The following is an 11,855-nucleotide window of genomic DNA, read 5'->3' as shown; positions in this document are numbered from 1 at the left end:
GCACCAAGGCGTTCGCGCGCGAATCCCACAGGAAGAATTGGCCCGAAACAAACGTAGGAGCGAGCGCAGCTCGCGATTGCGCCGCGCGGGCGGCGCTCGCTCTAACAGGCGCTGCCATACCTTGTGGCAAACACCTGTCAGCCCTAAGGCGATCCCTGAGGGAGCTGGCTTGCCAGCGCTAGGCCGGGTGAGGAACAAAAAAGCCCCGGCATTTCTGCCAGGGCTTCTTCTTGTGGCTTGCAGCTTACAACTTGCCGCTCAGCTTACGCCTGTACCACCGGGATCTTGGCGTTGGCAGCCGCTTCGCGGAACTCGGCGATCTGGTCGAAGCTCAGGTAGCGGTAGACGTCGGCAGCCATGCTGTCGATGTCTTTGGCGTACTGCATGTACTCTTCGACGGTCGGCAGCTTGCCGATGATCGAAGCCACGGCAGCCAGCTCGGCCGACGCCAGGTACACGTTGGTGGCGTCGCCCAGGCGGTTCGGGAAGTTACGGGTCGAGGTGGAGACCACGGTCGAACCGGTCTGCACACGTGCCTGGTTACCCATGCACAGCGAGCAGCCTGGCATTTCCATGCGTGCACCGGCCTTGCCGTAGATGCCGTAGTAGCCTTCTTCGGTCAGCTGGTGTGCGTCCATCTTGGTTGGCGGGGCCAGCCACAGACGGGTCGGAATACCGCCCTTGACCTTCTCCAGCAGCTTGCCGGCAGCGCGGAAGTGGCCGATGTTGGTCATGCACGAACCGATGAACACTTCGTCGATTTTCTCGCCCTGAACCGAGGACAGCAGGCGCGCGTCGTCTGGGTCGTTCGGCGCACAGAGCACAGGCTCTTTGACGTCGGCCAGGTCGATCTCGATGATTTCGGCGTACTCGGCATCGGCGTCGGCCGACAGCAGCTCAGGCTTGGCCAGCCAGGCTTCCATGGCCTGGGCGCGGCGCTCGAGGGTACGGGCGTCGCCGTAACCTTCGCCGATCATCCAACGCAGCAGGGTGATGTTGGACTTCAGGTACTCGGCGATGGCCTTTTCTGGCAGCTTGATGGTGCAGCCGGCAGCCGAGCGCTCGGCCGAAGCATCGGACAGCTCGAAGGCTTGTTCGACAGTCAGTTCGTCCAGGCCTTCGATTTCCAGGATGCGGCCGGAGAAGGCGTTTTTCTTGCCTTTTTTCTCGACGGTCAGCAGGCCTTGCTTGATGGCGTAGTAAGGGATGGCATGGACCAGGTCACGCAGGGTGATGCCAGGCTGCAGCTTGCCCTTGAAGCGCACCAGGATCGACTCTGGCATGTCCAGCGGCATGACGCCGGTGGCCGCAGCGAACGCAACCAGGCCGGAACCGGCCGGGAACGAGATGCCGATCGGGAAGCGGGTGTGCGAGTCGCCGCCAGTACCCACGGTGTCGGGCATCAGCATGCGGTTCAGCCAGCTGTGGATGATGCCGTCGCCTGGGCGCAGCGACACGCCGCCACGGGTGCGGATGAAGTCTGGCAGGGTGTGGTGGGTGGTGACGTCGATCGGCTTCGGATAAGCCGCGGTGTGGCAGAACGACTGCATCACCAGGTCAGCGGAGAAGCCCAGGCAAGCCAGGTCTTTCAGCTCGTCACGGGTCATCGGGCCGGTGGTGTCCTGGGAGCCGACGGTGGTCATCTTCGGTTCGCAGTAGGCACCTGGGCGCACGCCCTGGCCTTCTGGCAGGCCACACGCACGGCCGACCATTTTCTGCGCCAGGGTGAAGCCCTTGCCGCTGTCGGCTGGCTGCTCCGGCTTCTTGAACAGCCCGGATGGGCCTTGGCCCAGTTCGGCACGGGCTTTTTCGGTCAGGCCACGGCCGACGATCAGCGGGATACGGCCGCCAGCGCGCACTTCATCCAGCAGCACTTCGGTTTTCAGGGCGAAGGTGGTGACCAGCTCGTCGCTGCCATGGCGGCGCACTTCACCTTTGAACGGGTAGACGTCGATCACGTCGCCCATGGCCAGGTTGGTGCAGTCGAACTCGATCGGCAGGGCGCCGGCGTCTTCCATGGTGTTGTAGAAGATCGGGGCGATCTTGGTGCCGAAGCAGAAACCACCGGCGCGCTTGTTCGGCACGTACGGGATGTCGTCGCCGAAGAACCACAGCACCGAGTTGGTGGCGGATTTACGCGAGGAACCGGTACCGACCACGTCACCGACATAGGCAACCGGGTAGCCTTGGGCCTTGACCGCTTCGATCTGGGCGAGTGGGCCTACCGAACCCGGCTGCTGCGGCTCGATGCCGTCACGGGCCATTTTCAGCATGGCCAGGGCGTGCAGCGGGATGTCAGGGCGCGACCAGGCATCGGGTGCAGGGGACAGGTCGTCGGTGTTGGTCTCGCCAGGCACCTTGAACACGCTCAGGGTGTACTTGTCGGCGATGGCCGGGCGCGAGGTGAACCACTCGCCGGCAGCCCAGGATTCCAGCACGGCCTTGGCATTGGCGTTGCCAGCCTTGGCTTTTTCGGCCACATCGTGGAAGGCATCGAACATCAGCAAGGTGTGCTTGAGCTGTTCGGCCGCGACGGCGCCCAGTTCGGCGTCATCCAGCAGCGCGACCAGCGTTTCGATGTTGTAGCCGCCCTGCATGGTGCCCAGCAGTTCGGTGGCGTGCTTGCGGTCGATCAGTGGCGATTGGGTTTCGCCCTTGGCGACGGCAGAGAGGAAAGCAGCCTTGACATAGGCAGCTTCGTCGACCCCTGGCGGTACACGGTGGGTGATCAGTTCTACGAGGAAGGCTTCTTCGCCGGCCGGCGGGTTTTTCAGCAGCTCGACCAGGCCTGCGGTTTGTTCGGCGTTCAGCGGCTGGGGCACGATGCCCAGGGCGGCGCGCTCTTCGATGTGTTTGCGGTAGGCTTCAAGCACAGTTATTTCCCTCATCAGTGGTCCCTAAAGGGGGTCCGGGACGCTCATCCAGCATTCAATGCACCCATGCGCCGCCACGGCTTTTTGAGCCGCCCGGCCAGGGTCGCAAAGAATCCTTACGGAAGCTGCTTTCAAAGTTTTACGCCTGCAGAACGGGGTGCTGATGAGGGCTGGCGCGGGCATGCTAGGGATGCATGGCCCGGGCCAACGCCGTTCTACCGGATCAACTGTGCTCGTGACGCTTTGAAAACAGCTTCCTACGGACATTGTTGCCTGTGAAAAGGCGGGATGATTCTACGGCAAAAAAAGCCCGAAGGTAAGGCGCAGAACATCACTTTAACGAGTGACCCTGGTTAGACAAAGGGCTAACATGGGCGCGTGTTCCACCGCCATGCTGTTGTTTTTCATGTCCAACAACTCCATCAAGACCCCTTGCGTCGGCCTGTGCTCCACGGTGTATGGGGACACGGTTTGCCGCGGCTGCAAACGCTTCCACCACGAAGTGATCCACTGGAACGGCTACGATGACGCGCAAAAGCGCGCTGTGTGGCTGCGCCTTGAGCAGTTGCTGGTGCAGGTCATGATGGCCAAGCTCGAGGTGTTCGACAAAAGCCTGTTGCGCCAGCAACTGGAGCAGCGCTCCATCCGCTTCGTCGACCAGCAGTCGGAATATTGCTGGGCCTACCAGCTGATCGCCCGCGGTGCGCGGATGATCCGTGATCTGGAAGCCTACGGCATGGTACTGCTGCCGGAATTTCGCGATTGGGAACTGCCACAATTGCGCGATGCCATCGACCGCGAATTCTTCCTTTTGTCCGAAGCGCACTACCAGCGTTACATCGCCCCTGCGTTTCTCGCCAGCTCGCTGGGCTAAGCGCTGGCATCAGCGCCTTCGCCGCGTTCACGCCTTGTTCGCATGGCCTGGGAGCGGGTTCCGGCTGCAAGCGGGCAACAGCACTCACTACTGTCTTCCTTTTCCGCCAGTGAAGAGGGCTCGACGGCATGTCCCACTACCAATTCCAACCTCAGAAAAGCTTCATTGCCAGGCTGTACTGGCAGCCACGCTTGAGCACGCAAGGGCAGGTTCAAGGCGTGCCCATCGGTGACACAGGTAATGGCGATTCGCCCTTTACCAGTGGTGGCTGGCTGCACGCCGGTGAAGACCATTACACCGACACGGTGGCACCGGCGTATGTGATCTCACGGCGCAAGTTTCGCACGCTGTTCTGGTTCGGCTGCTACGAGACCGATGGTGAGTACGACTTCGAGATCCGCGCCGTGGGTGACGAAGACAGCCATCCGCACTGGCGGCGGCGCGGTCACCGCCTGGATGTCAGCCGCAACGGCTACCTGGCCCTGTACTCGGCCGCGCAGGCCGTTGGCCATGACGCCCTGGCCGCCGGCACCATGCTCTGGCGCCTCGATGGCCTGGCGCCAGAGCAGCTTGCCGAAGGCGATGCGGTCAGCGACGTGAGCCTGGTCAGCCTGCATGGCAAGACGGTCAGGCGGCTGGTCGAGGATGGCTTTCCCTACCTCAGCGAGGTGCAAGGTGAAGCAGGCTACCTGCATCTGCAGGTGCTGAGCGTAGGGGCCGCCTGACCCTGGCGGTGTTTCAGTCGCCGTAGTATTCGCACCCGCTGGTGCAGGTCTCGTGGATGCGGACTTTGGACAGCTCCGGCAGCAGCGGCTTGACCTGATCCCAGATCCACTTGGCGATTACCTCGCTGGTGGGGTTTTCCAGGCCGGGGATGTCGTTCAGGTAATTGTGGTCGAGCTGCTCGTAGATCGGCTTGAAAATGGCCTTCACCTCGGCGAAGTCACGGATCCAGCCGGTGTGCGGGTCCAGCGGGCCGGTCAGGTGCAGGCCGACCTTGAACGAGTGGCCGTGCAGGCGGCCGCATTTGTGCCCAGCAGGCACGTGTGGCAGCCGGTGGGCCGATTCGAATGTAAATTCCTTGAAGATTTCCACTGGTGGACCTGTAAAGCTGGTGGGATATGGGCTTGAGCGGAATCTGGCGTTTCAGTGTACTGCTCAATGTACTGATTGGTCATCGCTGGGCTCGAAAGAGGTCATCCACTGAGTGATGTCCGACTGGCGCCAGGCAACCGAATTGGGTCCTATCTTAACCTGTTTTGGGAAGGTGCCTTCACGGATTCTGCGATAGATGGTGTTCCGACCGATACCGGTCACGTGCAGCACCTCGTCGAGGCGCAGGAAGCGGTCAATGTTTTCTGCGTGTCGCATGGGTGTCTCCTTTATATAGAAGGTCAGGCCGTGAAGTGGTGCCCGACCTGCGCCGCCCGGGCGGCTTCCTCGGTGCGGAACATGAGTCGTGTTTTGCTGGTGCTGCCCCAGCTGTCGTATTCAACGTCGACCCACCAGGCGCCGAACTTGCGGTACGGCTCGCCGAGGATCTTCGTGACGTAGCAGTCGATCAGGTTCATGGATGGTCTCCACGCCGCCGGTGGCGGCAGGGTGGTGGTTAGGTGCTTTGCTTAAATCTGTTCTGGTTCTTGGGAGGTCAGAATGCCCCGCTGCCCGAGAGAAGAGCTGGTGCCGATAACGGGCTTAACGCCAGTTGCCGTTGAAATAGTCTGCTCAAAGCGAAATGCGAGTATCGCGTTTGCTTCGGCCTTGGCCAGGCTTTCCGCTGTTCCCTTGGCCCTGTGCAGGGCTTCGTACTTTCGCAGCTGGGCGGCGGCATCGATCAGGTCGGCCAGTAGCAGCGGCGCACAACTGATGAAATTTGCCATTTCTTTCGATAGGTAAAAGTCGGAGACCGCGTTGCCAGCACTGTCCTTAACTTGAAACGTCGTAGGCTCTGATAGAAATCCCTGGTGAACTTCAATTTTCCAGGGCAGTAGATTTAGTGAGTTCATATCAATACCTATACGCCCGCGCATGTCGGCGGGCTTGAGTAGTGGGGGAAGGGTTAGGCTGGAATCAGCCGCAGCGGACGCGCGGCGAGTGGAACGCCTGCGGACGAGCTGGGCGGACAGCCTCGAAGTAGAGGTTCCACATGTCGTCCCAGGCTTCCTTCATGGTGGCGCCCTGGCCGGTGCAGCCCATACGGCGACACCACCAGGAGCCGTTCCAGTAGGTCATGCGCGCTTTCATGGTCGCGGTCCTTTGTAGATCAGGTAGGCCATGTACATCAGGGGCAGGATCATGGTTGGCCCTCCAAGTTCGGCTCAGGCAGCGGTTGATACTCGATCACATCCCCGCCGAAGTCTTTGCTGGTGAAATTGAACTGGCCGAACGGCCATTGATAGGCGAACGGGCCAGTGCGTACGCAGCCGGCCAGCACGCTGCCGCACGACAGCCGGATGTCAATTCGCTCAGCTACAGGATCATCGTCAGGATCAGCGTCGAGCCATTGGCCCTTCAGTTTTTCGACGGCGGCAACCACGTCGCCGATCTCGAACTCTCGACCGATCCGTCCGACGATGCTGTGAATCCGGTGTATGCCTTGCTCCCAGCGGTCTTTGCGGACCAGGGCGCCATCTGCGCGAAACTCATAGTCTTCGACCTTGGCGTCGCGGAACTCAGGGCGGCGGAAGTCTTGCTCGGTGACGATACGGCTCATGCGGATAGCTCCTTGCTGAGATTGCCAAGTGCGCCGAGTCTGGCGGCCTTTTTCCGGCGCTCCCGCATCGCTATGCCTGGCATGAAGCGGCCTTTTCTCATGCAGTCATGGATGTTGTCGGCAGCGGTGCCTTTGAATAGGTGGTCTGGGTTTATGCATGGCCTGGTATCGCACTTGTGAAGAACCATGAGTTCGCCTGGGTCTTCTATATGCTCCGAGAACATGAATCTATGAAGCCGCTGTTCTCTACCATTAACTTTCCCGACCGCGTAGCCGCTGTCGTTGGTTTTTCCCATCCATATCCAGCAACCAGACTCTGTCACTATTTCCACCTGTTTCATGATTCTGGACACAGGGCTGTCGTGGCGAGTTGGCGGCCGGCAATCGATGCATGCTCTTCGGCGGCCAGAGTTGAAATCCTTTTTGCTTGCTTCGAAGCCCTGCCCACAGGAGCAAAAGCACTGATAAATACGCCTGCCCTCGTTATTTGATCTGAGATACGGCCCCATGGATGGAGCGCGAAGGCTGGATACCCTCACTTCGATCAGGTCGGTCATGGCATTTGCTCTCCGCGCTGAGCCGCAACGCTGACGATGGCAGTGCGTGCCGCCTTTCGGCGATCGCCTTGGGCATATTCGCTGTCCACCCAGACCATGGTGTCATCAGCCCAGACGGCCTCAGACTCGCCAGACCCTTCAATGTGGATCTGAATGCCCAGGTCAATGGCCAGCTTGAATGCGTCGCCGTCGTTGATGTTGGGATTCCAGTGCGCCCGCGTGCCCGACTGGCCCTTGATGCGCAGAGGCCATTTCGGATCGCTGCAGGTGCAGGGTTCAACTTCAAGCCCGGCGGCTTTGGCAGCCAGCAGCAGCTCTTCAAGTTCGCTCACAGCTGATACCTCTCATCAATCCAGCGCCCAGGCGCCAGAGCGGGTGTAGGTTCGGGTTGGGTTTCGTGCGGGGAGAGCTGGCGCTCGTTGCGGGCCTGCAGCTGGCTGTCGGGGATGCAGCTGATGCCGCCCTTATAGGTGTTCGCGCTATAGATCCAGCAGGTGACAGAGCGCTTTTGGTCGCGGATCACTTCGACGTCCAAAGTGAGTTGCTCCGCGCTGGCGCCGGTGGCCAGCAGCAGGAGGCAGAGGGCGAGGCGCGTCATTGGCTCATCTCCCGCTGGTGGTCGGCATAGGCTTCTGCATTGCACTTCGGGCAGGGGATGTCACCGCCGCTTAGCAGTGGGCCGCCTGGCACATCGCAGCTGTCCTCATCCCACAGGAAGCCATCAACGCACTGAGCATCGGGATACGGCGCGCCGAAGTGCCTGCCCTGGTAGTCGCACGGTTTAATCACCTTGAATTCGACGACCCAGACCCATGGGTTGGCGTCCCAGCTGTACTCGCCGTTGATCTTTTCCCAGAGGTTCGCGAACGCCCATCTGGCTCGGTCGAGGCATTGGTCAGGGTGGGTTGCATCGCCAGAGTGCCAGCCTGGAGCCTGCTGTGGCTTCACTGGGTGGTATGTCTTGCCACCGTCCACGCTGACCTTGCCGGGCCGCTCTTGCATGCCGAAGTCGGTGTACACCATGCCTTCGGCCTTGGCCTGGTCGTCGCTGATGTCCTGCAGTCGCTCTACGCGAACGTCGGTGAGCTCCAGCAGGATGCGGCTGGCCCAGCGCGGCATGTGAATGCTGGGCCGCCAGGTAATCAGGCTCTCTTCGCCCTCCCAATCCGGTAATGGATCGGCGCGGTAAACCACATCAACGTTGGCCCGCTCGTCAACGGGGACTTTGGCCTCCCGGTAGTCGTTGATGAAGCAGGTTTCCCGCACCCACAGGCGATCACCTGGCCGACCATAAGGGCATTCAGGGTTTCGCTTGGTCGGGTCCGGGTGACGAATGAATGGCTGGCCACGGCCGTAGCTCCCGATGTCGCCCGGGGTGCGGGGCTGAATCTTCAGCGCGCGGCGGGTAACCGTCTTCCGGCCGTCTAGGATGGCGCGCACCATTGGCCCGCTGAACAGGATCGGGCGTTCCTTTGCTTGAGACATAGCTTCGCCTTGGCCGCCATATCGCGGCAATGAATAGAGGGGAGAGGGGTCACAGCTGGGTGGGATTACTGCTTGCGGGACGAAGCAGCGTGTGCGTGCCATCCCTGTGAAACGAAGCGAGTGGCAGGGATCATGTACTCGCCGGATGGCAAGCGGTCGAGGGGCAAGCCAACCTTGGTGCAGTACGCCTCCAACTCAGCCCGCTCGTCTATCTCAACCGGCGCGCTTTGAATGGCACAATCGCAAGGGTTGCTCATGCAGGACTGGCAGCACGCATTCTTAAGCTTTGATGAAAGCTCAGCGGCCTCGCTACGTATTGCCGACATTCGCTCAACCGGCGCGCTCGGCTCTGCGCTAGCGGATTTGCACTTGCTGCATTTGCCGCACTCGGTGCCCCATTCGTTAGGGCCGTAACACGGCCGCCCAGCCGAAGCGCTGCGGATTTCCTCGGCCAGATCCTCTGCGCCATGCTGCACGAGGTCTGGCGTATTGCTGAGGTATGGTAGGGCTCGGGTCAGCAGCGCATCACGCTCAGCCAGCTGGGCGCGCAGCCTGCCAGCCTCGGCGCCAATCCCGTCACGCTCATCGTTGAGGTCTCGAATGATCTGTGAGAGCTGATCAACCGTGCCTGTGTCAGACATAGGCCCCAGACCAACAATCGGCAGCCCAGTCGCCGCCGCATCCCTCTCTGCCTCTTCTTTGGTCCACCAGAAGGCAGTGCCAACCATCCAGGCTATAGGCTCGGGGTGGGGCTGCGGGGCTGGCTGGGCTCGGGCATTCCACTTTTCGATGTGCGCCTGCTGGTCTTCGCGAAAACCCCAGCTGATCGGGCCGAGCACCGGGCAGCGGTGCATGAAGCTGTAGATGTCTTCGCGGTGATGCTTCGTGATCTGCGGCTTCTCGCCACAGAACGGGCACGGCAGCAGTTCGCTGACCATCTCTGTGTTGCTGGATCGGTTTTCTGTGGGCATGGGGATACTCCGTGATTAAGCGGCTGGCGATTGATCCAGCAGGAAGTCCATCTGTGCGGCGCCTTCGATCCAGGCTGTATCCAGACGCTGGCGGGCGAGAGCGGCGTATTCGGGGTTCAGCTCGCAGATGACCGATTGCCGGCCTTCCTGCATGGCGACAAGCGAGGTGGTACCGGCGCCGCCGAACGGGTCGAGCACCATCCCGCCGCGCGGCGATCCGGCCAAAACGCACGGGCGGATCAGATCGGGCGGGAAGGTGGCAAAGTGCGCGCCCTTGAAGCTGGCGGTGGCCACCGTCCAGACGCTGCGCTTATTCCGGGTCTCGTCGTAGTCCACATCATCACGGCCTGTCCGGTGCTGAGCTGTCTGCCCGTGCTCGCCATCGGTGTACTTCGTCTCCCTGGCGAAGCTGTTGCGCCTGCTGGCGCTTTCTGGGGCCGCCTGCGCTCGGGCAGGCTCGCGTATGGCGTCCTGGTCGAAGTAATAGCGCGGGCTCTTGCTCAGCAGGAACAGATACTCGTGCGCTTTGGTGCACCGGTCCTTGATCGATTCAGGCATAGGGTTCGGCTTGTGCCAGATGATGTCCTGGCGCAGGTACCAGCCCTCATCCTGCAACGCGATCGCCAGGCGCCATGGGAGACCCAGCAGATCCTTGTGCTTCCAGCCGGCGGGGGCTGATCGCCAACCGACGGCATCGCCTTTTCCCCGCCACGCACCGTCCCCGCGCTCGGCCATGTACCGGCCCCCTCCGCCTCGGCCGCCGCTGGCGTAGCTATCCCCCAAGTTCACCCACAGGGTTCCGTCATCCCGCAGCACGCGGCGAACTTCACGGAACACAGCGACCAGGCTCTCGATGAATTCGCGGGGAGAGGCCTCCAGCCCGATCTGGCCGTCGACCCCGTAGTCGCGCAGCCCGAAATAGGGCGGGCTGGTGATGCAGGTGTGCACTGACTGATCCGGCAGCGTCCGCATCATCTCGATGCAGTCGCCCACCAGGATGCGGTGCTGCTGGGTCATGTTGTGGTCCTTGCGTGCAGGCGCCGCCCTCGCCGGGGAGGCGTTATCGTTGAATAGGGGAAGGCGCTGGCGGGCAGCGCTGCTGGAAACTTTGGTGGCCTTGGGGTATTACAGATAGTCGGCATGGTGCCGGCTTATGGAGGACTGATGAAATCGAGTGAATGGCATAGCGAATATTCTCGCTTGGTGCGCGATATGATGGGAAAAGCAGAAGCTGCTGATCGTTATGCAAAGACCGCAGATCATTTGCGGTCTGCTCATGATGAAAAGTTTGCCAATCTCCAGGAAGAGTTGAAGGTTGCAATGCATAATGTCGAGGAGCATTGGAGAAAACTCTTCTCCGGTCAGGTCACCTAGGAGTGATCACCTCATCCCCTGGATCCTGCTGAATCATCAGCATGCTCTTCCGGTCGAAGGCTAGAGCCAGGCGTGGCGAGATGCTGATTTCGTGCCGTGGAGGAGTGAGAAACTTCGCCGCGTGCAGCCTGCCCAGTGCGTGGATGCCGTGGATCAGTGCCTCGATCATCTGGCTGTATGTTGCGTCAGCCCAGCCGCAGATGGCGCGCAGGTGCTGGCCGGTTCGCTTTCTGGCCGATAGCCGCAACGACTCAGTCCGCGCCACATTCCGGTGAGCTTCGATTTCGTGGCGCGCGATCCTGAACAGCGCGTGATGCCCAAGCGCCTCGATGTGATGAATCATCAGCGTCATCGCCTCGCCCTGTTCCTCGATCCCGGCCCACTGCATCAGCTCTAGCAGGGCCTGTTTAGTCCCTGGTCGAACCTTCAAGCGCAGGTCCTCTTCCTGCAAGCGCTCGGCTTTAGCCCTTCGCTTTTCGTCACGCTGCTGCTGCGTCAGAGCCATCATCGCCTCCATTGCGAACAAAGCGGGTGCCTGGGGCGTATTCCAGCAGGTCGCAGACCCGGTTGATGATCTTGAGCGCTGCGTCGAATACCTTGGCGTCGTCCGGCTCGCGGGCCAGGCGCTTCATGTTCGGCTGGTGTTCCAGGCAGACCTTGTCGACCAGACGCCGGGCCAGCCTGCGCAGGTGATCGGCGCTGTCGTGCGCGCGCAGGCTCAGTGCAAAGGCCAGGGCCACATCGTCAGGCCGGTACTGTCCGCCGCTTCGGGTGATGTACAGTTTCTTGACCGGCCGATTCATCCAGGCCGGAAGAGTTACGACTCCAGAGGGTGCTTTCTGCATGTCCGTGCTCCGTGAGGCCGCTGGGCGGCAGATGGAACTGTTCTTGCCGCCGGCGCTGGCGGACCAGGTTGTTGATGCGCCTCATGGATGGCACACCTCAATCGGCGTTTTCTTCGTCGATCCGGAAGGCATGACGACCAGTAGGCTCTTGCTGCCTCGGTAT

The 11,855-nt window shown here is 61.3% G+C and carries 18 protein-coding genes; 3 read left to right on the top strand and 15 right to left on the bottom strand.

Going from position 1 to position 11,855, the window contains the following annotated elements; all coding sequences use genetic code 11:
• Positions 1–263: 263 nt before the first annotated feature.
• Entirely contained in the window at positions 264–2,873 is a 2,610-nt protein-coding gene (gene acnB / locus QME24_RS03360; protein ID WP_047149740.1) for a bifunctional aconitate hydratase 2/2-methylisocitrate dehydratase, read from the bottom strand.
• Between the two features lie 406 nt (positions 2,874–3,279).
• Here acnB and QME24_RS03355 point away from each other — a divergent pair, with 406 nt between their 5' ends.
• Together QME24_RS03355 and QME24_RS03350 are read left to right on the top strand one after the other, a co-directional pair.
• Positions 3,280–3,747, top strand: a complete 468-nt coding sequence (locus QME24_RS03355) for a DUF1289 domain-containing protein (protein WP_161892253.1) — start codon at positions 3,280–3,282, stop codon at positions 3,745–3,747.
• 128 nt (positions 3,748–3,875) lie between these two features.
• Positions 3,876–4,472, top strand: a complete 597-nt coding sequence (locus QME24_RS03350) for a hypothetical protein (protein WP_054904149.1) — start codon at positions 3,876–3,878, stop codon at positions 4,470–4,472.
• Between the two features lie 13 nt (positions 4,473–4,485).
• On the opposite strand, the gene queD is transcribed toward QME24_RS03350, so the two are convergent.
• The 12 genes from queD to QME24_RS03290 all read right to left on the bottom strand — a co-directional run bounded on the left by queD (position 4,486) and on the right by QME24_RS03290 (position 10,490).
• Positions 4,486–4,842: a 6-carboxytetrahydropterin synthase QueD gene (gene queD / locus QME24_RS03345; RefSeq protein ID WP_009685940.1), complete on the bottom strand. Its 357-nt coding sequence runs from the start codon at positions 4,840–4,842 to the stop codon at positions 4,486–4,488.
• Between the two features lie 63 nt (positions 4,843–4,905).
• Positions 4,906–5,118, bottom strand: a complete 213-nt coding sequence (locus tag QME24_RS03340; protein ID WP_255752430.1) for an AlpA family transcriptional regulator — start codon at positions 5,116–5,118, stop codon at positions 4,906–4,908.
• 23 nt (positions 5,119–5,141) lie between these two features.
• Entirely contained in the window at positions 5,142–5,318 is a 177-nt protein-coding gene (locus tag QME24_RS03335; protein WP_255752429.1) for a hypothetical protein, read from the bottom strand.
• Between the two features lie 51 nt (positions 5,319–5,369).
• Positions 5,370–5,753, bottom strand: coding sequence for a hypothetical protein (locus tag QME24_RS03330; protein ID WP_281690788.1), 384 nt, complete (start codon positions 5,751–5,753; stop codon positions 5,370–5,372).
• A 64-nt stretch (positions 5,754–5,817) separates the two neighbouring features.
• Positions 5,818–5,991 carry a hypothetical protein gene (locus tag QME24_RS03325; protein ID WP_255752482.1) on the bottom strand — a complete coding sequence of 58 codons (174 nt, stop codon included), beginning with the start codon at positions 5,989–5,991 and terminating at the stop codon, positions 5,818–5,820.
• A gap of 49 nt (positions 5,992–6,040) precedes the next feature.
• Positions 6,041–6,460: a hypothetical protein gene (locus tag QME24_RS03320; protein ID WP_255752480.1), complete on the bottom strand. Its 420-nt coding sequence runs from the start codon at positions 6,458–6,460 to the stop codon at positions 6,041–6,043.
• Positions 6,457–7,017, bottom strand: a complete 561-nt coding sequence (locus QME24_RS03315) for a hypothetical protein (RefSeq protein ID WP_255752479.1) — start codon at positions 7,015–7,017, stop codon at positions 6,457–6,459. Before QME24_RS03315 ends, QME24_RS03320 begins: the two co-directional genes overlap by 4 nt.
• The gene (locus tag QME24_RS03310) at positions 7,014–7,349 is read right to left on the bottom strand and encodes a hypothetical protein (RefSeq protein WP_029887697.1); all 336 of its coding nucleotides are present in this window, start codon (positions 7,347–7,349) and stop codon (positions 7,014–7,016) included. Before QME24_RS03310 ends, QME24_RS03315 begins: the two co-directional genes overlap by 4 nt.
• Entirely contained in the window at positions 7,346–7,615 is a 270-nt protein-coding gene (locus tag QME24_RS03305) for a hypothetical protein (RefSeq protein WP_281690787.1), read from the bottom strand. Before QME24_RS03305 ends, QME24_RS03310 begins: the two co-directional genes overlap by 4 nt.
• Positions 7,612–8,502 (bottom strand): hypothetical protein, encoded by an 891-nt coding sequence (locus QME24_RS03300; protein ID WP_281690786.1) that lies wholly within the window; start codon positions 8,500–8,502, stop codon positions 7,612–7,614. Before QME24_RS03300 ends, QME24_RS03305 begins: the two co-directional genes overlap by 4 nt.
• A 65-nt stretch (positions 8,503–8,567) precedes the next feature.
• Positions 8,568–9,473, bottom strand: a complete 906-nt coding sequence (locus QME24_RS03295) for a Lar family restriction alleviation protein (RefSeq protein WP_281690785.1) — start codon at positions 9,471–9,473, stop codon at positions 8,568–8,570.
• 15 nt (positions 9,474–9,488) lie between these two features.
• The gene (locus QME24_RS03290) at positions 9,489–10,490 is read right to left on the bottom strand and encodes a site-specific DNA-methyltransferase (protein WP_255752451.1); all 1,002 of its coding nucleotides are present in this window, start codon (positions 10,488–10,490) and stop codon (positions 9,489–9,491) included.
• Between the two features lie 147 nt (positions 10,491–10,637).
• Between QME24_RS03290 and QME24_RS03285 the strand changes: the two genes are divergently transcribed.
• Positions 10,638–10,847, top strand: a complete 210-nt coding sequence (locus QME24_RS03285) for a hypothetical protein (protein WP_281690784.1) — start codon at positions 10,638–10,640, stop codon at positions 10,845–10,847.
• Here the strand turns inward: QME24_RS03285 and QME24_RS03280 are convergent.
• Both QME24_RS03280 and QME24_RS03275 read right to left on the bottom strand, forming a co-directional pair.
• Positions 10,840–11,352: a hypothetical protein gene (locus QME24_RS03280; RefSeq protein ID WP_281690783.1), complete on the bottom strand. Its 513-nt coding sequence runs from the start codon at positions 11,350–11,352 to the stop codon at positions 10,840–10,842. The genes QME24_RS03285 and QME24_RS03280 overlap by 8 nt on opposite strands.
• Positions 11,327–11,692: a hypothetical protein gene (locus QME24_RS03275; protein WP_281690782.1), complete on the bottom strand. Its 366-nt coding sequence runs from the start codon at positions 11,690–11,692 to the stop codon at positions 11,327–11,329. Before QME24_RS03275 ends, QME24_RS03280 begins: the two co-directional genes overlap by 26 nt.
• Positions 11,693–11,855: the final 163 nt, after the last annotated feature.

Source organism: Pseudomonas sp. PARCl1, assembly GCF_947311875.1.
GTDB classification, from domain to species: domain Bacteria; phylum Pseudomonadota; class Gammaproteobacteria; order Pseudomonadales; family Pseudomonadaceae; genus Aquipseudomonas; species Aquipseudomonas juntendi.
The sequence above is the reverse complement of the archived record's forward strand: the minus strand, read 5'-3'. Positions and strand labels throughout refer to the sequence as shown.